Source organism: Roseateles sp. P5_D6 (assembly GCF_054049415.1).
Window position 1 is genome coordinate 56,542 of sequence record NZ_JBFUMK010000020.1, and the last position, 26,540, is coordinate 83,081.

The window sequence follows — 26,540 nt, forward strand, 5'->3', positions numbered from 1 at the left end:
GAGAGGCGTCAGGGCAGCAGCACGGCCCGGCCGGGCCGGCCTGCGGACACATGGGCGAAGGCCTGGCTGGCCTGGTCCAGTGGCACGGCCAAGCCGACGGGCAGCGCCAGCCGGCCGGCGCGAACACCTTCGTCGAGTGCCTCCAGGGCCTCGCGGTCAGGCTTGAAGACAGTCCATGCATAGCGAGCCTGCGGTGCGCGCGCACTGACGATGGCGCGCACGCGCTGCCGGTCGCCGCGCGTGGCCCAGGCGCCACCAAACCAGCCGAGGCGGTCGAAGTTGCCGAGCAGCGGGTGGACCGTGGTGGCCTGGCCCAGGGCCTGCGGGCCCAGGCGCGACGCCAGCAACGCATCGTCGTCCCAGTTCGCGAAGTTCAGCGCCACGTCGAAGTCGTCGGGCAGCGATTGAATGGCCAACGGGCCACGTTCCACGGCAACCCGTGCGCCGAGCCCCACCATCTGCCGCAGATCAGTCTTGTTGCAGATCGCGGTGACGTCGCAGCCCCAGCGCCCAAGCCACTGCAGGGCCAGCCGCCCCAGGCCGCCGCTGGCGCCATGGACGAGGACTCGGGCGCCGCGGGCGTTGGTGGCGCTCAGGCCGGTGGCCCGCAGCGCCAACCACAGCGTTGTGAATGAATAAGGCAGCACCGCCAGATCGGCCAACGCCATGCCCGCCGGCGCGGCCAGCAGGCCGTCCTGCGGCACGACGACATGCGTGGCGTGCGCACCGCCGCGACGGCCGGTACCGAGCAGGCCATAGACAGGTTGTCCGGGCGCGAAACGGTCGACACCGGGCCCAACCGCTTCGACATGGCCGGCCAGGTCGTTGCCCAGCACCAGCGGGAATCGTGCCGCGCCCTTGAGCGCGAGCAAACGGCGCCCGTAGCCGGCCGAGCGCCTCACATCGATGAGGTTGACCGCGCTGGCCTCCACCCGTACCAGCACTTCGCCAGCCCGTGGCCGCGGCAGGGCCGCGCCGCGTACCTCCAGGCGCGGTGGCGCGGCGGGCTCAAGGCAAACGAGTTCACGCCGCATGACGGACTCCTTCGCCCTGCATGGCTTGATGCTGCGGTGCTAGAAGCACCAGCGCCTGCCGCAGCAGCCCTGCGGCCTCGGCGGCCGGCCCTTCGGCCAGCACGCAGCGGTCGGGCCTGACGATGGCCACCCAGCCGAGCGGGACGCGGCGTGGCAGCAGGCTCTCGTCCAGGGCCTCCAAGCGCTGGGCCGGCGCGGCAAGATGCTGAGCCTGGGAGCGCTGGCACCACTGCCAGACACGGCCACCCATGCCCTGCCAGCGCTGCAGCAGATCGGCCGGCATGCCGACCGACGGGTCGACGCCGAAGCCGATCAGGGCCCACTGGGGGCCGAGGGCGTCGTCACTGAGGACGGGCCGGCCATCGGTGGCCTGACGCACCCAACCCTGCGGCAGCATGGCGCCTGCGCGCAGCCACTCGCGGCCACGGGCGCGCCAGAACAGGCCGGCGTCGAAGGTGTTCTGCGGCTTGAGCTTGAGGTCCTCGAAGAGCGCCCGGCCGGCGGGCACCAGGCGCAGCAGGCTGACCAGCCCATGCACGGCGAACGCAGTGGCGCGGTTCTGCGGCATGACGAGGGCACCCAGCCGGCGCGCCAGTTGGATGATCTTGCGGGCATGCGGCCGGCGCTCGTTGTCATAGCTGTCCAGCACATGCTCACCGGCCCGGCCATGGATGACCGCGGCGAGCTTCCACGCGAGGTTGGAGGCATCGCGGAGCCCGGCCACGAGTCCCTGGCCAGCGAAGGGTGGCGTGACATGGGCGGCATCGCCGGCGAGGAAGCAGCGGCCCTTGGAAAAGCGCTTGGCCTCGCGTGCATGGAAGCGGTAGACGGCGGTGCGCTCGATGCGGATGCTGCCGCTGTCGCACCAGGGCGCAAGCAGGCGCCGCACCGACTCGGGCGTTTCCATCTCTTCGGGCTTCTCGCCGGGGCGCAGCATGAACTCCCAGCGCTGGCGGCCGCCGGGCGCCACCATGCGCGGCGACGGTCGGTGCGGGTCACAGCTGAATTCGACATGGTCGATGGGGGCCGGCACATCGAAGGCATCGACGATCAGCCAGTCCTGTTGGAAGCTGCGGCCTTCGAAGTCCAGGCCCAGCGTGCGCCTGACAAACGAGTTCGCGCCATCCACGCCGACCAGATAGCGAGCGCGCACCTGGCTCTCCCGGCCATCGGCATGCTTGAGGCTGGCCTGGACGCAGCGCCCATCGTCCTTGAAGCTCTGCAGGGCGACGCCCAGCCGAATCTCGACGCCCGGGTATTGCGCCAGCTTGGCGCGCAGCAGTCGTTCCAGCTCGGGTTGGTAGAAGGTGACGAGGACCGGGTGGCCGTCGACGATGCCGGCGGTGTTGATGCGGGCAAAGCGGCCAAACAGCGGCGAGTGGTACTGCACATGAGAGATGGCGACCGTCTCGAACTCGCCGTCGCGAACGCCGGCCGACTGCAGGATGCGCAGGGCCTCGTTGTCCAGCGCAATGGCACGCGGCTTCTCGAAGATGGCGCTGGCCTTGTCGATGGCCAGCACGCGCACGCCATGGCGGCCGAGCAGGTTGGCCAGGGCCGCGCCCACCGGGCCGAGGCCGACCAGCAGCACGTCGGTGTCGAACTCGGTGCTCATGGGGCAGTGATCCGGGTGGTCTGGCAGCCCAGGTCGATGCTGCCGTCGTCGGTGCGGATGGCGGCCTCGATCTGGTCGCCGGGGCGCAGATAGGCCGGGTTGCTGCGGCCCTTGCCGATGAAGAGCTTCCACTTGGTGGCGTCGCTGACCAGGTGCTTGAGTACGAACATCGCCAGCTTGCCCGGCGCGCGCGCGGCGCAGCCGGCCGGCGTGCCAGTGGCGATCAGGTCGCCAGCATGCAGGTCGTGCAGCGTCGCCAACTCGGTCAGCGTGGCCGCGGGCTGGTGGATCATGTCGGCGCAATAGGCGTCCTGGCGGCGCTGGCCGTTGACCGACAGCCGCATGTGCAGCTCGGGCCAGCGGGCCCATTCCTCAGCCGTCAACAGCACCAGGCCCGGGCCTACCGGGCCGAAGCCGCGGTAGCTCTTGCCCTTGTAGAACTGGCCTTGCGGAAGCTGTACGTCGCGGGCGGACAGGTCGTTGACGATGGTGACGCCGGCCAGCCACTGCGGCAGGTCCTCGGGCGCGACCTGCGTGCCGGCGGGCAAGGTGCGGCGCATCACCAAGCCGAGCTCAATCTCGTAGTCCAGCAGCTGGACGTGGGCGGGTCGCACTACCGGCGCGTCGGCCGCGGTGATGCACGACGGCGCCTTCGTGAACAAGGTGTTGAAGGGGAAGTTCTCGACGCGCAGGCCGGACTCGGCCAGGTGGCTGCGGTAGTTGACGCCCTGGCAGATGAACTGCTGGCGGTCGGTGACCGGCGCCAACAGCCGCACGTCGTCCAGGGACACGGTGGCCTGCTCGGGGCGCAGGGCCCAGATGGTGTTCCAGGCGTTCTCCAGCAGCTCGCCGGTGCTGGCGGCATCGAAGTTCAGCGGGGCGATGTGGCGGTCGAAAAGCACGCCCCAGCGGGGCACGACCGGCTGGGCATAGCGGACAAGGGTGATGGGCATGGAAGTGGTGGGTCAGAGCCAGGGGCGCGCCGGCGCATCCAGCGCGGCGCTCAGGAGCTTCAGTCGTTGCGGCGTGATGGCCTTGCGGCGGATCAGCCCCAGCAGGCGCAGCAAGGTGGGCAGGTTCTTCTGCGGCTTCATCGAGGCGGGCGCGTCGTCGCCCCAGGCCCAGATGCCGCCGAATTCGAGGGGCGAGTAGCAGGGCTCGACGTCGGCCGTGAACACGTCGCCGTCGGTGTAATGCTCGTACTCGAAGCCGTCGGGGTCGTACCAGTAGTCGAAGAGCTGGCTTCCCAGCAAGTGCCGGCCGATGCCCCACATGTGGCGATGGCCCTGGGCACGCAGCACCTGCTGGCCTTGGCCGAGGGCGTCGAGGTCCAGCACCTCGTAGGCGCTGTGCTCGTACTTCTCCTCAATGCCGCCGACGATGACCAGGCTGTGGTGGTCGGCTGCCTGAGCGCCGAGATCGAGGCGGCAGAAGGCCAGGCTGGGGCTGCCGTCGGGCAGGTATTGCACGTCGGTCGGGATCAGGCCCAGCACGCGCAGATACCACTGAGCCATGGCGTCGAAGTCCAGGGTCTGCAGCACCACATGGCCGAGCCGGGCAACGCGCGCTGCCTCGATGGGCGCGCGCACCGTGCGGTTGACCCGTGGTGTGCGGTCGGCGGTGTTCATTTCCGTCGGCAGCGATGGCCGCATCGGCAAGGCCTCGACACGCGGTTGATGCTGCAGCAGCCAGACACTGCGGCCGCTGGGGTCGAGCAGCTCGACGCCGGTGCCGCCGGCGGGCAGTTGCTGCGGCACCAGCCAGCGCGCGCCCAGCTCCTTCACGTAGCGGTGCAGGTCGGTGTCATCCGACATCAGAAAGGCGGGGCCGACAAAGCGGTCGCGCTCGCCGCGTTCGGCGATGGCGACGCAGGGCGCAGTGCCGGTGCCGCGGGCCAGCAGGCGCTGGGGCGTGGCGGACACGACGTGAAAGCCGAAGTCGCGCCAGAAGGTCTCGGTGGCGCCCAGGTCGCGCTTGTGCCAGCGCAGGAAGGCCAGCTCCATGGCTCGGCCCAGCACCGGTGGCCGCTTCAGCGGGCGGACACCCGGTGGCAGCCGGCTCTCAAGGTAGGAATCGGGCTGTCGCAGTACAGCGCGTTGACCAATCACGGGAAACTCTCTTCAGAACTTGTGTTGATAGCCAAGCAGGAGCATCTGCACCTTGCTTGTCAGGGAAGTACCGGCACTGGGGCCGGTGCCGGTCAAGGTGGTTTTCGGGTTCAGCTCGTAGCCCAGGCTGAGCTCGGCGCCTGGGTCGAACTGCCAGCTCGCACCGACGCTGAACGCGCGCCGGTTGACCGAGGGCACGAGCAGGTTCTGGACCGTTCGGGAGCTGGCGATCTGGCCGCCGTTGCGGCTCAGGCCCGCCCTCAGCGTCCAGCGCTCGTCGAACTGCCAAGACGCCCCCAGGCGCAGTACGGGCTGGTTGCGCCAGGCGAAGCCCTGCGGGTCCTGCATCGCCTTGATGTCACCCCAAAGGATGCGCAGCCAGTCGGCGGCCACGGTCAGGCGCTCGCTGGCCCGCCAGGCCAGCCCGACGCCGTATTGCGCCGGGATGTCCAGTCGCCCGTCGCTGTAGGCCAGCAGATCACGGTCATAACCCTCGAGCTTGCCCATGCGGCTGCGCGACTTCAGGCTCAGCCCAAGCGTCCAGTCCTCGGTCGGCCGCCACATCAGGCCGGCGCGCAGGCCCGCGCCTGTGGCTGATTGCATGCCATGGCCAGGCACCGGGGCCAGGCCACCGGGGACCGGCGCCGGGACGATCACGCCTTGGGCTTCGAACTGCTCGACCGCCAGGGTGACGCCGATGCCGAGCGAAAGCCCGGGGCTGGGCGTCCACGCGACTGCGGGGATCAGCTCCGCGACACGCAGCGTGGTCTTGGCCGCGTCGGCGCCGGGCACCGGCAGCGCGGTCTGGCCATAGCTTGATCCAGCCCCGCTGCCGGCGAGGCTCAGGCCGACCGACCAGGCGGAGTCCAGTCGCCAATTCACGCCGCCTTCGGGCGCCGGTTGGGTCTGCCGGTTGTTCAGCCGGTTGCCAGGCAAGACGTAGTCGGCCGAGGAGTGGCCGTTGAACACCTGCAGGCCGAGATTCCACGACGAAGGCAGGAAGCCCAGTCCGGCGACGTTGTTCGCCGCGGCGGTCGCATCCAGGGGTAGCGCGATGGATGCGCCGCCCATGGAGGCGTTCTTGATGCCGAAGCTGCCTGGCTGGGCACCGTTGACCGCCAGGGCGATGCCGGGACAGGTCAGAACCGCAACGGCTGCGGCGAGAGGGATGAGCTTGGTGGTGGTTTGCATGGTGTCTCCGGAGTGGCTTCTTTGAACCGTTCCAGCAATCATAATGACAATATCGTCATCTTGACAATACTGTCGTTATGAATCGAAGCCCACTGCCACAATCCAGCCATGTCTGAAGAGGATCACCGTCGACGCGTCGCGGCCGGACGCCGTGAGCGCATGCGCGCCAGGCTGCTGGCCACTGCCTTGAAGCTGGTGGCCATCCATGGGCCGGCGGCCCTGTCCATCGACGACGTGATCTCGGCCGCCGAGGTGTCGCGCGGCACTTTCTACAAATACTTCGCCTCGCCCGACGCCTTGGTGCGCGAGGTGGCCGTCGATGTCGCCAATGAGCTGATCAAGATGGCGGAGAAGGCCGTGCAGCGTCACGAGGACCCGGCGGAGCGGGTCTCATGCGGCATGCGGCTCGTGGCCAGGCTGGCCTTGGCCCACCCAGTCGCGGCTAGCTTCCTGGTTCGGTTGGGCTGGCCAGACGTCGGTGGCGCACACATCCTGGTCGAGTTCGTCGAGCGAGACCTTCAGGAGGGCTTGCGACGCGGGCGTTTCACGCCAATGCCGATTGCTCTGGCGCTGAACATCGTCGCAGGCGTGGTCATAGGGGCGGTCGATGCCATGCTCAAGCCAGGCTGCGAGAGCGACTTCGCTGAGCAAAGCGCCGCCGCTGTGTTGCGCGCGCTGGGTGTCGCCGCAGGCGAAGCCGGACGCATTTCAAGGCTGGAGCTAGATGAAGTCGAGATTTCTGCCTCAGGCCTGCTTGCTGAGGTTCTTGCTAGCCATGCCTGAACAGAGTGCGCACGTCATCGGACTGCGACATGCGTAGACCGAGCCGGACCAATCGCTCAGATGCCGCCGGACCGACTGCTCAAGAACTAACGGACTGAACGCTCAGGTAGGGCTGGCGCCGTCGTGGCTGTTGATCAGGATGATCTCGTTGGCCTCCGACTTGGTCTGAACTTGGCCGGCATGGCGCATGCGGATCATGTGCTTCGTGAACTCCGCCTTGCCTTCAACGCGGCTGGCGCCCTGGGCGACCATGAACGGCTCATACCCTTCCTTGCGCAGGCCGTGCAGGACGTCGATGGTCGGAATGTAGGTGTAGCGCTCGGACCGGCTGGCATGCTTGCCCTCCGCGAAGATGGACGGCGCCGCGACGCGCATCCGTTCTTCGCTCAGGGGGTCGTCGCTGCGAACGACGCGAACTGTGCGGGTATCAAACCGGGAGGCCAGTGTGGTGTGTGTCGAGTACATGATGGATTCCTTCGATCATTGAGAGGCTCGAAGGCGGGCACGGATGAATTCGGCATGCCCGCCCGGATGGGTTCAGGCACCGGCACGGGCCGGCTGTCGCGACGGTTGGGGCGCCCCCGCGTCATGGCCACCGCTGCGACGCGCCTCGGCCTCGGCACGCGTGTCCAGGTAGTCGATCTCCTCGACCGTGAACTCCATGCCGTAGACGGTCTCGCCGTCCTTCTCGTAGTTGTTGTTGCGCAGGCGGCCGACGATGTTCACGTGCGAGCCTCGGCCCAGGTAGTCGGCGGCGTTCTCGGCCAGGCTGCCCCACAGCGTCCACTGGATCGCCGTGGCCTGCTGCTCGCGCGCTTCACCCGAACCGCGCACCGAGTTGCTGATCGCCGTCACCGTCGCCTTCGTGATGCGGCCGTCTGGGCGCTCCACGAACTGAACCAGCACCGGACCCGCCAGATGGGCATTGCGTTGAATGACTTGAACGTTGGCCATGACCAATCTCCTTCAAGAGCGACTGCCGGGCCCCGGACTGGATGCCCTGACTGCAGATCCTCTTGCTCGGACTCCTCGCTCCCGCCCACGGGCGGGCGGGGGTGGGCATGGCCCCTTCCCTCACGGGAAGGGGTTGGGGATGGGTAGGGTTGTCTTCAGCAGCAAAGCAATGAGCCGGTTTCCCGGCCCACCGCTAGAAGATCCCCCCACAAGTCCCCCTCGCCCCAGCATGGGGGCTTCGTGGGGGGTCGCGGTGGGACGACCGACGCGGGCGCTGCCCTCCCCTCGGACGACGCAGCGCCGCAGGCGATGTGACAGCTCGCCTGGCGCAGCGCTTGCAGCAAAGTCGACCTCAACGCCACCAGCGGCGGCGGCTCTGCGGCCGGCGTGACACCAAGCGCAGCGATTGGCGCGACGGTCGAGCCGCTGCGAGCACTTCAGAGCGGCCCGGCAACGGGCTTGGCGGGTGACCGGTGTGGCGATCTGACCGGCACGGCGCGCAGCGCAGTTAATCAAGACCGGCCAGTTCGCCAAGCGGCTCGTTCACGCGCAGCGTGAAGGAACAAGAGCCACGATCACCGGGCACGGGAAGGGCCGCGACAGGGTCCATCCGTCTCACTTTCCCGTCGAGCGTGTCCGCCCTCGACGCGGCCTTACCAACGCCACGCCGCGCTCACCGTCGCAACAGCCCGCCCCACGAATCTGCAGTTCGTCCGCCCTCTCGCGCGATCCATCGCCTCGCACTCGCTGCAGCGGCCCCGACTGCAGACACTGCAATCACTGACACAGCCAACCCACCGGAGCCCACCATGAACACCGCCGCCAAGACCCTTTTCATCGCCCTCGCCGCTGTTGCCGCTGCTGCCGCCACCGGCGTCGGCCTGGCTAACCGCGCTGCAGCGCCCGCGACTGAGGTCATAAAGCTGGAGCGCGTGGTCGTGATCGGCAAGCGCGCGGACGGGATGGTCGTCGCCCAGCTGCCGCGTGTCGTCATCGAAGGTCGCCGCGCAGTGGCGAACGAAGTGACGGTGGCCTCGGCCCAGACGGCCGTCCCGATCATCTGAGGTCTCGCTGCTGTCAGTCACCAACCCGCCGCTGGCGGGTTTTTCTTCGCCGCAAAGCGGCAGCGGCCCGGCAACGGGCATGGCGGGCGAACGGGGCGGCGATCTGGCCGGCCAAGCGCGAAGCGCCGTTCATCAAGGCCGGCCAGTTCGCCGAGCGGGTCTTTCATGCGCAGCGTGAAGGACACAGGCCGCGATCCCCGGTCGCGGGAGGGCCGCGCACAGGGAGGCTTGCCTCGGCGGCCCGGAGGGAATGTCTGGAAGAGCCGCCGCGCCTGGACGCCTCTACGGCGTCCAGGTGCGGCAGACGGCAAGCGGCCCGCGCGCCGACAGCGCGCAGGCTGCTTGTCGTCAAAGATCCAGTCGAGACGCCAGGCCGCGCAGCGGCCTGGCGTCATGTGACCCGGCCCCGGGCGTGGCGGGCGCCCGCAAAGCCGAACAGGCCTGCGGCCAGATCGGCAATGCCGGCGCGGGTACGGGCCGCGCGCCGCCCAGGCAACGCCTCGGCGGCGTCAACTCAAACCGGCAGAAGAACGGGCAAGGGGCAAGGCCCCCTGCCCTCAACCTCACCGCAGAGGAGGACCTTGTCTCAGGCCCGTCACACCATCGTCCAATGGCTGTAGCTCTTAATCGCCCCGGGGCGGACAACGGGTCGACTCTCAATTTGCGGTAGGCACGCGAACGCCGGCAATGGCGCGATCACACTGCGGACCCCGCGCCGTCGTTCAGGCGCTCACTGCTTGCCCTTGGTCGGCGACCACCCGTTGGGGCCAACGCCATGTCAAGGCCACGAACCACCCCGACCATCAACATTGATGACTCTTCCCTAGAGTGACGTTCAAGCGGGGTGGCGCGGTGATCGCGAACCGTGCAGCATGAGGCCGGCTTTGCCAATCAAGCAACCCACCGGAGACGTTCATGGGTGCCAGCAAGAATCAGCAGGACAAGACATCGAGTGCACAGGGCGCTTCTGAATCCGCAAGCCCTGTCAATGCCGTAGTCAGTGAAATCACCACGTTGCGCAACGACTGCCTGACGCAATTGAAGGCAATATCCGCACGCGTGCAGCAGCTGTCGATGCAGGCATCATCCGATTGGGTGCGCAGCGTCAACGACGCCCACCTCGGCATGCAGATGCGCCAGCAGTCGCTGTTCATGGACTACCTTGGCAAGGCGCAACAGGCGCCTCTGCGTGCCGAGGCAGCCAAGGAGCTGCATGAACTCTCAACGCGCTGCTCCAGCGACTTCGAGGTCTCGCGCAGCGACGCGCACAAAGCCGTCGAGTCCTCGCGCGACCAGTTGGAAGGCGCCATCGATGCCGGTATACGAGACGCGAACCGCGAATGGGATGCCACTTGCATCGGCTTCGTCAACGCGCTTCGCGAGCGCATCGCCGGCGTAGATCCGACCACCATGGAGCCGGCCTCGCTTGCAGCCGCGGGCCAGTCACTGGCCTGGATCGCCACGCTAATGCGCCCGGTTGCCAACCGCTGAATCAGCGCACGAGGCCGACCATGCTGGTGTTGGGCCTGTCCGGTGGGCTGGATCTCGCACACGAGCGGCGGGAGCACCTGTTCCCCCCCGGCATCTGCCACGATGCCGCGGCTGTGTTGGCCGAGGACGGGTGCGTCGTCGTCGCCATTGAGGAGGAGCGACTCAACCGCATCAAGCACTGCAGCAAAGGCCCTGTGGGCGCCATCGCGAGCTGCCTCAGCGCCCGTGGCGTACGGCTGCAGGACATCGACCAGGTGCGCTATTACGGCACCGAAGTGGGCTGCGAGACCTGGATGCGCAACCTCTTCTACGGCAGCAGCGAGGCCGAGCCGGTGACGACCTATAGGCAGCTGATCCATGAGATGTTCAGCCGCGGCCTCGGTGAGACTCTTGACGACAACAAGCTCCGCTTCGTTCACCACCACCTTGCGCACGCGACCAGCGCGCATGCGCAAAGCGGCTTCGAACGCAGCCTCACGCTCACCATCGATGGCGCGGGCGACGGCCTGTCGGGCAGCGTCACGCGCTGGCAAGGCATGCGCCACGAGGCGCTCGCGACCTATCCCGAGGCGAGCTCTCTGGGCAACTTCTATGACCGCGTCATCCAGATGCTGGGCTATGGATTCACCGAGGAATACAAGGTGATGGGCCTGGCGCCCTATGGCGATCCGCAGCGCTTCCAGGCTGCGTTCTCGCGCCTGTACTCCCTCAGTCCCCACGGCAACTACGCCATCCACTGGCCGCTGCTGGAGTCTCTGTACGGCCTGGTGCCGGTGCGCAAGCGTGGCCAGCCCTTCATGCAGGTGCATAAGGACATGGCGGCTGCGCTGCAGCAGGCGCTGGAAGACATCGTGATGCACATGCTCGCGCACTGGCGCGACAGCACCGGGCTGGGCTCGCTGTGCCTGGCCGGCGGCGTGGCGCACAACAGCACGCTCAACGGCAAGATCCTTTACGGTGGCTTGTTCGACGAGGTCTTCGTGCAGCCCGCATCGGGCGACGCAGGCTGCGCGCTCGGCGCTGCGCTGTCGGCCTTCGCCGAGGCGCAGCCCGCGGCGGCCTGGCCGGGTGGCGCCGCGCGTCACGTCTTCTGGGGCAGCGACATCGGCGCGCGTGAAGCCATCCAGACGCAGCTTGAGCGCTGGCGCCCAGCCATTGAGTTCGAGGCCGTGGGTGACATCGCTTGCCGCATGGCTGCGGTACTGGCGGGTGGCGAGGCCATCGGCTGGGTGCAGGGCCGCGCCGAGTTCGGTCCGCGCGCGCTGGGCCACCGCAGCATCCTTGCCGACCCACGGCCCGCCGCCAACAAGGACCGCATCAACGCGATGGTCAAGAAGCGCGAGGGCTACCGCCCCTTCGCGCCCTCGGTGCTGGAAGAGCGCTGTACCGACTTCTTCGAGCTGCCCTCCCCGCAGGCGAGGGCGCCCTTCATGTCGTACACGCTGCGCGTGCGGCCCGAGGCGCGCGAGCTGCTCGGCGCCGTCACGCACGTGGACGGCACGGCCCGCGCGCAGACCGTCTCGCGCGAGGACGATCCCCTGTTCTGGGCGCTCATCGAGCAGTTCGGCCGCCTCACCGGCGTGCCGGTGCTGCTGAACACCTCGTTCAACAACCATGCCGAACCCATTGTCGACTCGGTAGACGACGCCGTCGCCAGCTTCCTCACCACCGGGCTGCAGCGCCTGGCGGTGGGGCCGTTCGTCGTCGACAAGCGCGTGTCGGCGTCGCAGGCGGTGTTGGGGCTCGCGCCGTCGCTGCCCGTCTTCACGCGGCTCTCGCAGGTCGTGGCCGCAGGCGACGACGGCCTACACGCCACGCTGCACGAGCTCACCACCAGCTTCGACCGCCGCAACCGGCGCCTCTCGCCCGAGGCCTACCGCCTGCTGCGGGCCAGCGATGGCCGCCGCCCGACCGCCGCGCTCGTGCACGGATGCGGCGGCGACGAAGCCACGCTGGCGCAGGAACTGGCCACGCTGTGGGAAGACCGCCTCATCTTGCTGCGCCCACCGGCGCTCTAGCCCCGTGAACACCAGCGCCGCCATCAGCGTCTTCCCGGCCTCGTTCGCGCAGCGCCGGCTCTGGTTCATCCAACATCTAGCACCGCAGAGCGCGGCCTACAACATGGTCGTGTCGCTGGACCTGCCCGCGTCCACGCGCGCCGACCACCTGCAGCGCGCACTCGACCTGCTCTGCGCCCGGCACGAGACCCTGCGTACCGCCTTCGCTCTGCAGGAAGGTGACGTGCTTCAGCGCATTGTGGCCGAGGGCGGTCTGCCGCTGCAGCTGCACGCACTGGCATCGCGCGACACCTTCGTGCCGATCATCTCGGCCGCCGCGGCCTGTCCTTTCGTGCTGGACGCGTCGCCGCTGGCACGCGCCCACTTGGGCAGCGCGCCGGGCGTGCAACCGGTGCTGGCGCTGGTGCTGCACCACATCATTGCCGATGGTGCGACGCTGCAGATCCTGCTCGAGGACCTGCTCGCGTTGCTGCACGGCCAGCTCAGCGGCCAGCCCGTGGCGCTGCCACAGGCGCCCATCGAGTACGCCGACTACGCCGTCTGGCAGCGCCAATGGCTGTCCGGCCAGCGGCTGCAGGCGCTCACCGACTACTGGCGCCAGCGGCTGCACGCACTGCCCGCGCTCGACCTCCCCGGCCGCCGCGCCGGCGCTACCAGCTCGCGCGGGCGCGTCGTGCCGCTGCGGCTGGCGCCGGTGACCTGCGCGGGCCTGCGCGTGCTGGCTGGCGCGTCCAGGGCCACGCTGTTCGGCGTGCTCCTGGCCGGCCTCGCCGTGCTGCTCGGGCGTCTCAGCGGCCAGCGCGACTTTGGCATCGGTCTGCCCGTCAGCGGGCGCAACCGCCTGGAGCTGGAGCGGGTGGCCGGGTTGTTCGTCAACTCCGTCGTCTTTCGCGCCGTTCTGCCCGAGGGCGCCGGCTTTGCCGAGTTGGTGCGCGACGTGGCGGCCCGGCTGGCAGAGGACCTCTCCCACCAGGAGCTGCCCTTCGAGCGCGTGGTGGACGCGCTGCGCGTGCGCCGCGATGCCGATCGCAATCCGCTCTTCCAGGTGATGCTGCAACTGCACCAGCCTGCTGCGCCTGCCCCGCGACAGGCGCCGCCGCGCGAGCTGCTCGACCACGGCCAGCTCAGCGCGCAACTGGAGCTGTCCTTCATCCTGCAGGACATGGGCGACGGCGGCGTGGAAGGCGGCATCGTCTACGCCGCCGAGCGCTTCGACGCGGCCTGGGTGGCGCAACTGGCGTCGTCATGGCAGGCGTTGCTGGCCGCAGCGGCCCAGGCGCCCCACGAGCCGTTCGCGCGACTGCCGCTGCTGGACGACGCGGGCCGCAGCGCCGCCCTGGCACTCGCCGAAGGCCCGCAGCGGCTGGCGCCACCAGCGTTGCTGCACGACGGGTTCCTCGCTCACGCCCGCCATCACCCCGAGGCTCCCGCGCTACGCGGCGCGGGCGACACGCTGGGCGCCGGCGCGCTGGCCGAGCGGGCCCTCGGCCTCGCCGCGGCGTTGCAGGCCGCCGGCGTACGACCCGGCGACGCGGTGGCGCTGTGCACGCCGGCCTCGGCCGACGCCATCGCCGCGATGATCGCCACGCTCGCCTGCGGGGCCGCCTACCTGGTCATCGACCCTGACGCACCCGCCGACTACCGCGAGTTCCTGCTGCAGGACAGCGGCGCCCGCGTGGTGGTGGTGCCCGCGCAGTGCGAGGCGCTGGCCTGCGGCCGGCCGCTACTCACGCTCGGCCCGGCGCGGCCGACGCAAGGCTTCCAGCCCGTGGCTGCCTCGCCCCAATCAGCGGCCTACGTCATCTACACCTCCGGCTCCACCGGCCGGCCCAAGGGCGTGCGCATCCCGCACGCGGCGGCCGTCAACCACATGCGCTGGATGAGCGAGCGCTTCGGCATCGGCACCGACGACCGCGTGCTGCAGCGCACACCGCTGAGCTTCGACGCGTCGGTGTGGGAGGTCTGGGTGCCGCTGCTCTGCGGCGCCACGCTCGTGCTGGCCGAACGTGGCGGGCCGTTCGACCCGGCGCGTCTGGCGCAGCAGCTGCGCCGCCACGCCATTACCGTGCTGCAGACCGTGCCCAGCCTGCTCGGCGCATTGCTGCCTTGCGCGCGCGGCGGCGAGCTCGAATCGCTGCGCCTGCTGTTCTGCGGGGGGGAGGTGCTGCAGCCCGAGCTGGCCCGTGCCACGCATGCGGCCTGTGGCGCCACGCTCGTCAACCTCTACGGACCGAGCGAGACCACGATAGACGCCTGCTTCCACGTCTGCGCGGAAGGCGAGCCCGCCGAGGGCTCGGCCGACATTCCTATCGGTCGCCCCGTCGACAACGTGGTGCTGCGCGTGCTGGACGACCAGCTCGGCCTGCTGCCCTGGGGTGTGCCTGGCGAGCTATGCATCGGCGGCGCGGCCGTGGGCCTGGGCTACATCGGCCGCGATACGCTGACGGCCGAGCGCTTCATCGACGACCCCTACGCACCCGGCGGCCGGCTATACCGCAGCGGCGACATCGTCCGCATGGACCGCGACGGCGCGCTGCACTACATCGGTCGGCGCGACGGCCAGGTCAAGCTGCGCGGCTTCCGCATCGAGCTGGGCGAAGTGGAAGCCCGCCTGTCGGCCCACCCCGCAGTCGCCGAGGCCGCGGTCGTCGTGCAGACGCCCGCCGAGGGCGACCAACGCCTCATCGCCTTCGCCAGCCTGCACGCCGACCACGCGGCCGCCGACCCGCCCACGCTGCTGGCCTGGCTGCGCGCCGCTTTGCCAGCGCACGCCGTGCCGCACGGCGTCGTGCTGCTGGACGCCTTGCCCCGCGGCTCACATGGAAAGATCGACCGTGCGGCGCTGCGCGAACAGGCGCCTGGTCGCGAGCGCGACAGCAGTGCCTGGCGCGCACCAGCGAGCGCGCTGGAAGGTCACATCTGCGCCGGCTTCGCGCGCCATCTGGGCCCCATCGCCGTGGGCAGCGACGACGACTTCTTCCTGCTCGGCGGACATTCGCTGCTGGTCATCCAGGTGTGCGCGGACCTTTCCCGCACGCTGGAGATGCCTGTCGGCGTGGTGGACATGTTCGAGTGCCCCACGCCGCGCGCGCTGGCCGCGTTGCTGCAAGCGCGCCACGACCCGTCGCGCGCCGTCATCCAGCCGCCACGGCTCACGCTGCGAGGTGTCGCATGAACGACAAGCTCTGGTCGTCAACCGAGGGACCCTGGCGCGGCGAAGGCATCGCCATCGTCGGCATGGCCGGCCGCTTCCCGATGGCTGACACCGTCGACGCCTTCTGGCGCCAGCTGCTGGAGGGCCGCGATTGCGTGAGCCGCTTCAGTCGCGAGGAGCTGCTAGCCGAGGGCGTGGCGCCGGCGCTGCTGGACCACGAGCGCTACGTGCGCGCCGGGGCCGTGCTCGACGGCATCGAGCTGTTCGACGCCGCCTTCTTCGGCATCAGCCCGCGCGAGGCCGAGTCGATGGACCCGCAGCAACGCCTGTTCCTGGAGGTCGTGCAGCACGCGCTCGACGCCGCCGCGCTGGACCCCACCCGCTTTCCCGGTCGCATGGCGGTGTACGCCGGCAGCCGGCTCAGCGGCTACTGGCTGCGGCTGATGAAGAACGCCGAGTTCATGGCCGGCCTCGGCTGGCATCAGGTGGCTGCGGGCAACGACAAGGACTTCCTTGCCACGCAGGCCTCCTTCCGCTTCGACCTGCGCGGCCCCAGCGTCAACGTGCAGGCAGCCTGCTCGACCTCGCTGCTGGCCGTGTCGCTGGCCTGCGACGCCCTCATCAACCGCCGCTGCGATGCCGCCGTGGCCGGCGCCGCGTCCATCGCCGTGCCACAGCGCACCGGCTATATGCATCAGCCCAGCAGCATCGCGTCGTCCGACGGCCGTTGCCGGCCCTTCGACGCGCGCGCCGATGGCTCGGTGCTGGGCAACGGCGTCGCCGCCGTCGTGCTGAAGCGGCTGGACGACGCGCTGGCCAGCGGCGACCGCATCACCGCCGTGCTGCGTGCGGTGGCCGTCAACAACGACGGGCGCAGCAAGTCCTCTTTCGCCGCGCCCAGCGTGCGTGCGCAGGCCGAGGTGCTGCAATGCGCGCTGCGCGAGGCGGCGCTCGAACCGGACGACATCGGCTACGTGGAGGCCCATGGCACCGCCACCGCGCTCGGCGATCCCATCGAGGTGGCCGCGCTGGCGCGCGTGTTCGCGCAGCGGCCCGGCAGCCCGCGGGCGCCGCTGGGCATCGGCTCGGTCAAGAGCAACATCGGCCACCTCGACCCGGTCGCGGGCCTGGCCGCCCTCATCAAGGCCGCGCTGAGTCTGCAGGAGCAGCAGATCCCGCCCAGCCTGCACTTCGAGTCGCCCAACCCGGCCATCGACTTCCAGGCCGCCGGCGTGCGTGTGGTGGCGCAGCGCGAGCCCTGGCCACGCACCGCGGGCCGGCCGCGCCGCGCGGGCGTCAGCGCCTTCGGCATCGGCGGCACCAACGTGCATGCGGTGCTGGAGGAGGCGCCGCTGCCGCCACTGGCTGCCGACGAGCCGGCGCAGGCCGAGTTGCTGCTGCTGTCGGCCAAGGCCCCCGAGGCGCTGGACGCGATGGCCGCCGCGCTCGCGCCGGCGCTGGGCGCCGTGCCGCTGCGCGACGCTGCCTTCACGCTGGCCTGCGGGCGACGGCAGTTCCGCCGGCGCCGCGCCGTCGTGGCCGCCGATGCGCAGGAGGCCGCCGCGCTGCTCGGCGCGCTGCCAAGCGCGCAGCCCGCCTGGGCGGCGGAGCGTGCGGCCGTGTTCCTGTTCCCGGGCCAGGGCAGCCAGCGCGTGGGCATGGGGCTGGCGCTGTACCGCGCCGAGCCGGTGTTCCGTGAGGCGGTGGACGAGATCCTGGCCCTCGCCCAGCCGGCCCTGGGCTTCGACGGCCGCGCGCTGATCGACCGCGTCGTGCACGGCAACGGTGGCGGGCACGACCTGACGCAGACCGCCATCGCCCAGCCGCTACTGTTCGCCATCGAGTCCGCCTGCGCACGGCTGTGGATGCATTGGGGCGTGCGCCCCGCGCAGATGCTGGGCCACAGCCTGGGCGAGCTCGTCGCCGCGCAGGTGGCCGGCGTGCTGTCGTTGCCCGACGCCGTCCGCCTGGTTTGCCGGCGCGGCGCGCTGATGCAGGCCATGCAGCCCGGCGCCATGCTGGCGCTGCCGCTGCCGGCCGCCGAAGCGCAGGCCTTGCTGAAGGAGCTGCCCGGGGACGCCTGCATCGCCGCCTACAACGCGCCGCGCCAGCAGACACTGGCCGTGAGCCTCGGCGCCGTCGAGCAGGTGCAGGCCCTGCTGCGCGCCCGTGGCGTCGAGGCGGTACGGCTGCCCACGTCACACGCCTTCCACCACCCCAGCATGGGCGATGCCGCCTCTGGCCTGCGCCAGGTGCTGGAGGGCGTCGCGCTGCAGCCCCCCGCGCTGCCGCTGGTCTCGTGCGTCACCGGCCTGCCGCTGTCGGCCGAGGACGCGACCAACCCCGATTACTGGGCGCTCAGCCTCGTGCAGCCGGTGCGCTTTGCGCAAGCTGCGCAGTCGCTGCGGGCCTCCCACCCCGACGCCGTCTTCGTCGAATGCGGACCGGGTCGCGCGCTGGGCTCGCTGCTGCGCCAAGCCCCAGGCGGCGAGGCGCCGCCGGTGCTGGCAACGCTGCCCACGCCGGGTGACACCGACGGCGAACGCCGTGGCATGCTCGCCGCGCTGGGCCAGGCCTGGCAGGCGGGGCTGGAGATCGACTGGGACCGCGTCTGGCAAGGGCACGGCGCGCGGCGCGCGGCGCTGCCGGGCTACGCCTTCCAGCGCAAGCGTTTCTGGATCGACGAGCCCCGCAGCGCTGAGCACCCACCCACGGCCGCCGCTGCGGTGGAGGACACCGGCCTCTACGTGCGCGGCTGGGCCCCCGCCCCTGCGGCGCCGACCGGCGGCGCGACACCGGGCCATTTCGCCGTGCTGGCCTGCGAGGGCGGCATCGGCATGGCGCTGGCCGAGCGGCTGCAGCGCGACGGCGCGCGCGTGCTTGCCATCCGGCCCTCGGGTGGCCCGCCGGGCGACGGCGGCGTGCCAGTCGTCGATGTCGACCCCGCGCGGCCCGACATCGACGCGGTGCTGCGCGCGCTCGATGCGGCCGGCCTGAGCGGCGCGCCGCTGCAGCTCGTCAATGCCTGGCCGCTGCTGATGGCGCCTGGCGTGCCCACCGCCGAGCGGGCGTTGGAAGGCGTGACGCTGTCCTACCAGGGCCCGCTGCAGCTGCTGCGCGGACTCAAGGTCGCCCAGCGCGCCATCGCGGCGCTGGACACGCTGACGCGCCAGCTCTTCCCCATCCATGCCGGCGAATGGCCCGAGCCGCTGGCCGCGCCCGCGCTTGGCCTGGCGCGCGTGCTGCCGCAGGAGTTGCAGGGCGTGCGCGCTCGCGTCATCGACACCGCGCTGCTGTCGAATGCCGACGAGGCCCAGCGCCTAGTGGAGCTGCTGGCCGCCGAGCTGCGACAGCCCGGGCCGGAGACCGTCATCGCCTACCGCGGCGCGCAACGGCTGACCGAGAGCTTCGCGCCGACGGCGCTGCCGCCGTCGCCGCAGGCGCCCGTGCTGCGGCCCGGCGGCTGCTATCTCGTCACCGGCGGCCTGGGCGCGATTGGCGGCGTGCTGGCCATGGCACTGGCCCAGGCCAGCGCTGGCGCGCGCTTGGTGCTGGTGGGCCGGCGCGGTGCCGAGGGCGCCGACGCCCACCGCGTCGTGGCACAACTGCAGGCCCACGGTGCCGAGGTGCTGGCGCTGGCGGCCGACGTCAGCGACGGCGCTGCAATGCGGGACGTGGTCGGCGTGGCCAGGGCGCGCTTCGGGCGCATCGACGGCGTCGTCCACTGCGCCGGCGTGGCCGGCGGCCGCATGCTGATGGTGCCCGAGGGCGACGCCGCCGGCCGCGTGCTGGCGCCCAAGGTGCAGGGCACGCTGGCCCTGCTGGAAGCCGTGGCGGCGCAGCAGCCGGACTTCGTGCTGCTGTGTTCGTCGTTCGCGGCCGTGTCGGGCGGCATGGGCCAAGCTGAGTACTGCGCCGGCAACGCCTTTGTCGACGCAATGGCCTGGACGGCCCGCGCCATGGGTCTGCGCACCACCGCCGTGGGCTGGCCCGCCTGGCGCGAGGCCGGCATGGCGCTGGCCATGGAGCTGCCGCCCGAGCTGGAACACCTGCGCCGCGCGAGCCTGGACAGCGGCATCAGCTCCGCCGAGGGCGCCGCGCTTTTCCTGCGCGTGCTGCAGGCAGACCTGCCGCAGGTGGTCATCGCGCCGCGCGCTTCCGCGCCGCAGGCCCAGCCGGCCCCGGCCCCGGCGACGGCCGCCGTCGACGCACCTGCGCGCGCTGCCGCCTCGGCACCGATCGAGGCTGCACCGCCGGACCTGCAGCGCCTGCTGGCCGAACGCCTGGGCGCGGTGTGGTCGGCTGTGCTGGGCGTGGCGCAGCCGCAGCCGCAGGACAACTTCTTCGAGCTGGGTGGTCAGTCGCTAATGGCGCTACAGATCGTGTCGCGCTGCGGCGACCAGTTCGGCGTCGCGCTGGCGCTGACCGACGTGTTCGACCAACCCACGCTGGCCGGCTTCGCCGCGCTCATCCACCAGCGCATGGCCGAGCGCGTGGCTGCGATGCCCGACGACGAGGTGCGGCGCCGCCTTGCCGGCGCGGCCGGATGAGCCATGAACACGGACGAAGCCCGCCGACTGCTGCTGCAGCAGCTCCTCATGCAGCATGCCGGCGCGGCGCCGATGGCCGTGCCAGAGGCGCCCCCGCCCGCCGTCCGCGTGGCGCCGGCCTCTTTTGCGCAGCGTCGGCTGTGGTTCGTCGAGCAGCTGCAGCAGGTGCAGGCGCCTTACACGCTGCATGCCGTGCAGCAGCTTTTCTTTGCCGTGGACGCGCAGCGGCTGGAAGGCGCGCTGCGCCAGATCGCGCTGCGCCACGACGTGCTGCGCACCACCTTCGAGCTGCTGAACGACGAGGTGATCCAGCGCATCGCACCCGAACCCCAGTTGACGCTGAAGCAGGTGGACCTGGCCGCCTGTCCAGCCGGGCAGCGCGAGCACGAGGCCAAGCAGCGCATGACGCAGACGCTGGCGCAGCGCTTCGACCTGCGCACCGGGCCATTGTTGCGCGCCGAGCTGTACACCCTCGGCCCGCAGGAGGCGCTGCTGCTGGTCGCGGTGCACCACATCGTGTTCGACTGGCAGTCCTTCCAGATCTTCTTCCAGGAGCTGGACGCCCTCTATGCCGCAGCGCTGCAGGGCCGCACCGCCGCGCTGCCCGCGCTGCCGGAGCAGTACGCCGCATTCGCCCTGGCACAACGCGAGCGGCTGACCCCCGCGCGCATCGACGCCGGGCTGGCCTTCTGGCGTACCGAACTGGCGGGCCTGCCGATGCTGGACCTGCCGCTGGACCGGCCGCGCTCGCGCCTGCCCAGCTTCCGCGGTGACCAGCGCACCATCACCCTGCCGGCAGCCCTGGTGCAGCGGCTGCAGCGGCGCGCACAGGCGACCCAGGCCACGTTGTTCACCGTGCTGCTGGCAGGCCTGGCCGCGGCACTAGGGCGGGTGTGCAGGCAACAGGACTTCGCGCTCGGCCTGCCGCTGACCGGTCGCGACACCCCCGCGCGCCAGCAGGCCATCGGCTTCTTCGTCGACACGCTGGTAGTGCGCCTGCGCTGGGCCGATGACCCCTGCAGCGACGACCTGCTGGCCGTCGCCCGTGAGGCCATGCACCGCGTGCTGACACATCGCGACCTGCCCTTCGATCTGCTTGTGCAGCATCTGGGCCAGACGCGCGACTTGGGCGTGAACCCGCTGTTCCAGGTGGGCTTCCAGCTGATGCAGGCGACGATGTCGCAGGCTGACTCGCACGGCACCGACCCGGCGCGCCTGAGCGCGATGTTCGACCTGTGCATCGACCTCTGGCCCCAGGGCGACGAGGTGCACGGACGGCTGCAGTTCAACGCTGACATCTTCGACCCCGAGACCGTGCTGGCTCTGGGCCAGGCGCTCACCGCCGCGCTGCACTGGCTGGCCGAGCCGGGGCTGCGCTGGAGCGCGCTCGCCTTCGACACGCGCCAGCCCGGCTTCCTGCCGGCACTGCTTGCCGGCGAGGTCGTGCCGCTGCGCGAGCCCAGTTGCCTGGCGCTCATCGCTGAGGTCGCCACTCGCCACCCCGACGCCATCGCGCTGGAAGACGCCGAGGGCCAGGTGCTGAGCTACCGTGCACTACTGCCGCGCGTACAGGCGCTGGCCGGCGCGCTGGCGGCGCGCGGCGCGGTGCCGGGAACCGTGGTCCTGCTGGAGCTGCCGCGCTCGCTGGAGCTGGTGCTGCTGCAACTGGCCGCATGGTGCGCCGGTGCCGCCTTTGCCTGCGTGGACCCGGCGTGGCCGGCCGAGCGCCGTCTGGGCGTGCGCCAGCGCACCGCAGCGCCGCTGGCCGTGGACATGTCAACCGTACCAGCCCTGATGGCCGCCGCGGGCGGCCCGCGTCTGGCCTGGCCCGGGCCGCGCGACGCTGCCTACATGATCACCACCTCCGGCTCCACCGGCGAGCCCAAGACCGTGGTGGTGGAACACCTGGGCCTGCTCAACGTGGCGCTGGCACAGCGGCGCATGTTCGGCCTCGGCGCAGGCCGGCGCGTGGCGCAGATTTCATCGCCCACCTTCGATGCCTCCGTCTTCGAACTGGCGATGGCGCTGTGCAGCGGCGCCACGCTGGCCATCGCGCCGCCTGGCATCGTGGCGGGCGACGCGCTGAGCCGCTTCCTGCAGGCGCGCGGCGTGGACGCGGTCGTGATCCCCCCCAGCTTGCTCGCCACCGTGGAGCCGGCGCATTGCGTGGGCCTGCACCTGGTGTGCGTGGCCGGCGAGGCCTGCCCGGCGGACCTGGCCGAGCGCTATGGCGTCGGTCGAACGTTCTGGAACCTCTACGGCCCTACCGAAACCACGATCTGGGCCACCGCCGGCTGCGCCGCCGTGGGCGCCAGGCTGTCGATAGGGGGGCCTATCGCCAACCTTGCCACCGCTGTGGTGGACGAGCAGGGCCGCGTGGTACCGACCGGCATGACCGGCGAATTGTGTGTGGCAGGTGCGGGTGTGGCCCGCGGCTACCTGCACGCACCGGAGCAAACGGCCCGCGCCTTCATCCCTGCAGCCGCCGAACTTGCCGCATTGGGCCACGAGCGCATGTATCGCACGGGCGACCTCGTGCGCCAGTTACGACAGGGCGAGCTGGTCTTCCTGGGTCGAATCGACCGCCAGGTGAAGGTGCGGGGCTTGCGAATCGAACCCGAAGAGATCGAGGTCGTGCTGCGCGCTCAATCCGGCGTCGCAGACGTGGTGGTGGACGCCGTGCTGCTGCACGGCGAGCCGGTGCTGGTGGCCTATGTGCAGACCGCAGTGGTCGATGAGCGTGCATTGTTCGACGCCTGCCGTCAGCGCCTGCGCGAGCGGCTGCCGGCCTATATGTGCCCCAGCCATTTCGTCGCGCTCGCGAGCTTCCCGCGCAGCAGCAGCGGGAAGGTAGACCGCGCCTCGCTGCCACCGCCCGGTGCGGATGCCGCGCCGATCCCAACGATCCTCTCCCCGGCCAGTGAGACCGAGCGGATGCTGGCCGGTCTGATTCAGCAGTTGCTCCACCGGCCGCATGTGGCGATGGATGACGACTTCTTCCGCATAGGCGGCCACTCGCTGGCCGCTGCCCGCCTTGCGGCCCGTGTGCAGGCAGCCCTCGGCGTGGAGCTGAGCATCGCCGATGTATTTGCCCACTCGACTGTGAGCACGCTCGCTTCTCGGGTAGATGAGCTCAAGTCCAAGCCCGCCGTCGTCGTGGACGACATTCCCCTGGTGCGCCTTCCGCGCGCCCAGGCCCGCTGAAAGGACCGCACCATGGGCCTGTTCGTCACCGCGCTACTTTTCGATCACGGTCGTGGCCAGCCGCAGGTCGCCACGCTGCCGCTGCGCTATGACTCGCTGCAGCCCGTGCTGCTGCCCGAGTGGAAATGGGGTCAACTCACACCCGCCGTCGCGGCCTACGCCATCGACCGCCTCGGACCGAGCGCCAGCGTGCAGGTGCGCTTCTTCGCCACACCCGATGTGCCACGCACACTGGAGATCCGCGCCTTGGCTGAGGCGCCCGGCCGCGGACCGATGCCGTTCGCGCCATTGGCGGGCGACATGGCACCTCAAACAGTGACCTTCGATGCGCACGGCGAGTCCCCCTGGAATTCATTCAGCTTCGACACTGGCGCGCTGCGCACCGGTGGCGTGGACTGCGCGACGCTGCAGTGGCGCTGGCAGGCCCGAGGACACGCCACCGCCCCATGGCTGGACGCTGGCGTCACTCAGCAACGCCTGTACGCGCTGCTCAGTGCGCCGAGCTCACCCTGGGAGACAATGCCCGCAGACCCCGGCAATCCTGCGCTGCCTCGTACCGACATGCTGGACGTGGCTTGCCTGTGGGCACGCGGCGCCCGGGATGCCTCGCAGGCCGCCGCGCGCATCACAGAAGCGGTGAACCGGCTAGGCGGCACCACCCTGACCTACGACGCCCTGGTCGGCGCGCCGCATTACACCGTGCTTGGCGTGTCGCGCTTCTTGTGCGATGCGTTCCTGGAACGACTGCGTGGTGGCGCCGGCGCGGGACCGCTCGTCAACTGCTCCGACTGCGCCACCATCGTCTCCACCTTCGCCAACCTGGTTGGCGCGGACCTGTGGCAATCCAAGATGGGCCTGGTCGGCCCCGGCTTCAGGCTCAATCCGCTGCTGTCCATCGGCTCACGCACATGGTCCACGCTGCACGGGGGATTCACCTTCCATGAGGTGGCGTGGACGGGCAACTGCACGGAGAACGACTCCGTGTACGACGCCTGCTGCCACCTCGACGGCGACCTCGACCCCGCCGCGCCACCGCGCCTGCCGCTGCTACCGATGGGCTTGCGCTTTGGCAGCCCTGGCGATGCCGGCTATCGCGACCGCATCGCACTGCACGACGATCGCGAAGTCTGCGCTCCCCAGCCCACGTTGCGCGTGCGTCGCACCGTGGCCGTCACCCGGCCGGCACCGCCACTGCCGGTGCTGTCGGCCCTTGCCGCGCGCGGCGCTGAACTGCCGGGCCGCGACAGCGGCTACCGTTTCGAAGGGTTCCGCTGGTTTGGTGGCGAACTCGGCCCGGACTGGTTACCCCTGCACGCGATGAGTTTCAATGCATCGCAACTGCGCGTTCATGTGGCCACCTGGCGTTCGATGCAATCGCCCGAAGCCATGCTGCGCGTGGAGGCGACCGAGGCTGACAGTCCAGCCCGCGCACAACAGGCGATGCTTGAAGTGGCCGCAGAGGTGGCGTCACCAAGGCTGCAGCCGTGGCAGATGAGCGAAGGCGAGGAATCGAGCGACGCAGAGCTCGGTCTTTCTCTCGACAACGGCGCCCTCGTGCTCTTCACCCGCGGCAATCTCATGCTGGCCGTGCGTAGTGCCGGGTTGCAGCCCTTGGATGCGCGCAGCGCTGCACTGCAACTGGACTACTGGCTGGTGGGCGCCGACAGCGCATCGACGCCTACAGCCCCCGTCGTTGCGGCGTCGGGCTGGCGACGCTGGCGCCAAAACGCCGACCACGAGCGCTCGCAACTCGCGATGGTGACGCCCGCACACGCCGCCGCCTGGCGGCCTCTGTCATAGATGCAGTAGCGCGAGTACCGCGTCCGCGTGATGGAACACGAAGAAGTGGCCGCCGCCCATCAACAGGGGCTCGAAGCCGGCGGCTGCCACCTCACCCCAAGCGGCAACTGCGGCCGGCGTCACGAAGGGATCATCATGGGCGCCCAAAGCCGTCAATGGCACACGCAATGGCTCGCCGCGCGAGTGATATCCGTCCACGGCGGAAATGTCAGCACGCAGGATGGGCAGCAAGTAGTCCCAAACCGCCTCGCTGGCGGCAGTTTCGGGCGGCATCCCGCCCATCTGGGCCACGGCATCCATGAAGGCGTCGTCGTCGTCGATCCCCGACAGCAGAAGCGGTGGCGCCACCATCGGCCCGCGGCAGCCCGATACCACCACCCGGCGTACTGCGCCCGGATCCTCCTGCTGCAATCGGCACGCCGCCTCATAGGCCACCAGCGCGCCCATGCTGTGGCCGAACAGCGTGGCAGCCCGCAGGCCCTGACGGCGGATGGAGGCGACCGCATAGGCTGCCATGTCGTGGATGCTGCGCAGGCAAGGATCGCGGTGCGCCGCCTCACGCCCCGGCAGCCCGAGTGCCATCAGCGGTGCAGCCGCGCGCTGCTGCCAGCCCCGAAACACCGAGGCACCCGCACCCGCGTGCGGGATGCAGAAGATGGGATGGGGCCTGGTATTCATTGGGCGCAAGCATGACACGGAACGCGACGCTACTGACGCGACGTCTGGTCGCACTCTGGCCTAAGTGCAGTGAAGCACCCATCCTCACGTTGCGTACCGAAGCGATGTGGCGGCGACTGGCCGAGGAATCGCACGCCGCATGTGGTGTATGGGCCGTTGTCGCGGCCCACACCGCCATGCCGGACAACGACAGATCGGCGTGGAGCACCGAGGACAGTGAGCGTGCCGCGCGCTGCACAGCACCCGAGCGGCAGCGTGCCTTCGCCGCCGGCCGACTGATGCTGCGCCTCCTGCTGTCACGCGACGCGGCTATGCCGCTGCATTTCAACGCGCACGGCAAGCCCATGCACCCAGGCGCGGTCCATTTCAACGTTTCGCACACCTTGGGTCACACCGTACTCGCTATGTGCACCACTGGGCCGGTGGGTGTGGATATCGAGTGCACTCAACGTCTGGAGAAACCACTCAGCCTCGTCGACCTCATCGCGCACCCGAACGAAGCCATGCTGCTCAGGCAAGCCTCGGTCGCCAACCTACCCGCACTGTTCCTACGCTGCTGGACACGCAAGGAGGCACTGTTGAAGGCTTGGGGCTGCGGCCTGACGGTCCCACTGCAAAGCGTCGACACCCGCCTGGAGGAACCGGCGCCGCACATCCATGCGCGAGGCGGCTGGCAATTGCTGGATGCTTCCTTGCCGCAGCTGAATATGGCGCTCGCCGTATCGTCCGGCGTATCGACTGTCGCTCTCTCCATCGTGCAGGTACTCGACCAAGCCGACGGTGTGGCGAGCAGCTGGTGCGTGGACTGAACCACCCCGGTTCCGGGGTGGTTCAATCGGCTTCGAACGTGCCAAGGGTGTTTCGGCGTCACTCGCGGTATGGATGCGCTCGCTGGC

The 26,540-nt window shown here is 70.3% G+C and carries 16 protein-coding genes and 1 pseudogene; 9 read left to right on the forward strand and 8 right to left on the reverse strand.

What is annotated here, in order from left to right; genetic code table 11:
- Positions 1-8: 8 nt before the first annotated feature.
- Genes ACXJKM_RS22935 through ACXJKM_RS22955 form a run of 5 tightly spaced genes read right to left on the reverse strand, consistent with a single transcriptional unit; the run spans position 9 to position 5,948 of the window.
- A complete protein-coding gene (locus ACXJKM_RS22935) occupies positions 9-1,034 on the reverse strand; it encodes an alcohol dehydrogenase catalytic domain-containing protein (protein ID WP_457355417.1) in 1,026 nt (341 codons plus the stop codon).
- Positions 1,024-2,649 (reverse strand): bifunctional 3-(3-hydroxy-phenyl)propionate/3-hydroxycinnamic acid hydroxylase, encoded by a 1,626-nt coding sequence (locus tag ACXJKM_RS22940; protein ID WP_457355419.1) that lies wholly within the window; start codon positions 2,647-2,649, stop codon positions 1,024-1,026. Before ACXJKM_RS22940 ends, ACXJKM_RS22935 begins: the two co-directional genes overlap by 11 nt.
- Complete coding sequence (locus ACXJKM_RS22945) at positions 2,646-3,602, reverse strand: fumarylacetoacetate hydrolase family protein (RefSeq protein ID WP_457355421.1); 957 nt, start codon at positions 3,600-3,602, stop codon at positions 2,646-2,648. The genes ACXJKM_RS22940 and ACXJKM_RS22945 overlap by 4 nt, the downstream gene beginning before the upstream one ends.
- A 12-nt stretch (positions 3,603-3,614) precedes the next feature.
- Positions 3,615-4,757 (reverse strand): VOC family protein, encoded by a 1,143-nt coding sequence (locus tag ACXJKM_RS22950; protein ID WP_457355423.1) that lies wholly within the window; start codon positions 4,755-4,757, stop codon positions 3,615-3,617.
- A gap of 12 nt (positions 4,758-4,769) precedes the next feature.
- On the reverse strand, positions 4,770-5,948 hold the full coding sequence (locus ACXJKM_RS22955) for an OmpP1/FadL family transporter (RefSeq protein WP_457355425.1): 1,179 nt from the start codon (positions 5,946-5,948) through the stop codon (positions 4,770-4,772).
- Positions 5,949-6,107: 159 nt separating this feature from the next.
- Between ACXJKM_RS22955 and ACXJKM_RS22960 the strand changes: the two genes are divergently transcribed.
- Positions 6,108-6,731 (forward strand): TetR/AcrR family transcriptional regulator, encoded by a 624-nt coding sequence (locus tag ACXJKM_RS22960; protein ID WP_457355427.1) that lies wholly within the window; start codon positions 6,108-6,110, stop codon positions 6,729-6,731.
- Positions 6,732-6,842: 111 nt separating this feature from the next.
- Here the strand turns inward: ACXJKM_RS22960 and ACXJKM_RS22965 are convergent.
- Both ACXJKM_RS22965 and ACXJKM_RS22970 read right to left on the reverse strand, forming a co-directional pair.
- Positions 6,843-7,196 (reverse strand): annotated as a pseudogene (locus ACXJKM_RS22965) (DUF932 domain-containing protein); the annotation flags it as partial.
- A 72-nt stretch (positions 7,197-7,268) separates the two neighbouring features.
- A complete protein-coding gene (locus ACXJKM_RS22970) occupies positions 7,269-7,685 on the reverse strand; it encodes a single-stranded DNA-binding protein (protein WP_457355429.1) in 417 nt (138 codons plus the stop codon).
- Positions 7,686-8,494: 809 nt separating this feature from the next.
- On the opposite strand from ACXJKM_RS22970, the gene ACXJKM_RS22975 reads away from it, so the two are divergent.
- The 7 genes from ACXJKM_RS22975 to ACXJKM_RS23005 all read left to right on the forward strand — a co-directional run bounded on the left by ACXJKM_RS22975 (position 8,495) and on the right by ACXJKM_RS23005 (position 24,966).
- A complete protein-coding gene (locus ACXJKM_RS22975) occupies positions 8,495-8,749 on the forward strand; it encodes a hypothetical protein (RefSeq protein ID WP_457355431.1) in 255 nt (84 codons plus the stop codon).
- Between the two features lie 915 nt (positions 8,750-9,664).
- Positions 9,665-10,240 (forward strand): hypothetical protein, encoded by a 576-nt coding sequence (locus ACXJKM_RS22980; RefSeq protein ID WP_457355432.1) that lies wholly within the window; start codon positions 9,665-9,667, stop codon positions 10,238-10,240.
- 20 nt (positions 10,241-10,260) lie between these two features.
- The gene (locus ACXJKM_RS22985) at positions 10,261-12,258 is read left to right on the forward strand and encodes a carbamoyltransferase family protein (protein ID WP_457355434.1); all 1,998 of its coding nucleotides are present in this window, start codon (positions 10,261-10,263) and stop codon (positions 12,256-12,258) included.
- Positions 12,259-12,262: 4 nt separating this feature from the next.
- Positions 12,263-15,433 carry an amino acid adenylation domain-containing protein gene (locus tag ACXJKM_RS22990; protein WP_457355436.1) on the forward strand — a complete coding sequence of 1,057 codons (3,171 nt, stop codon included), beginning with the start codon at positions 12,263-12,265 and terminating at the stop codon, positions 15,431-15,433.
- A complete protein-coding gene (locus ACXJKM_RS22995) occupies positions 15,430-19,962 on the forward strand; it encodes a type I polyketide synthase (protein WP_457355438.1) in 4,533 nt (1,510 codons plus the stop codon). Before ACXJKM_RS22990 ends, ACXJKM_RS22995 begins: the two co-directional genes overlap by 4 nt.
- Positions 19,963-19,965: 3 nt before the next feature.
- Entirely contained in the window at positions 19,966-23,166 is a 3,201-nt protein-coding gene (locus ACXJKM_RS23000; RefSeq protein WP_457355440.1) for a non-ribosomal peptide synthetase, read from the forward strand.
- 12 nt (positions 23,167-23,178) lie between these two features.
- Entirely contained in the window at positions 23,179-24,966 is a 1,788-nt protein-coding gene (locus ACXJKM_RS23005; protein ID WP_457355442.1) for a hypothetical protein, read from the forward strand.
- Here the strand turns inward: ACXJKM_RS23005 and ACXJKM_RS23010 are convergent.
- A complete protein-coding gene (locus ACXJKM_RS23010) occupies positions 24,961-25,644 on the reverse strand; it encodes a thioesterase II family protein (RefSeq protein ID WP_457355444.1) in 684 nt (227 codons plus the stop codon). The genes ACXJKM_RS23005 and ACXJKM_RS23010 overlap by 6 nt on opposite strands.
- Before the next feature lie 176 nt (positions 25,645-25,820).
- On the opposite strand from ACXJKM_RS23010, the gene ACXJKM_RS23015 reads away from it, so the two are divergent.
- Positions 25,821-26,453, forward strand: coding sequence for a 4'-phosphopantetheinyl transferase family protein (locus tag ACXJKM_RS23015; protein ID WP_457355446.1), 633 nt, complete (start codon positions 25,821-25,823; stop codon positions 26,451-26,453).
- The last annotated feature ends 87 nt before the right edge of the window (positions 26,454-26,540 follow it).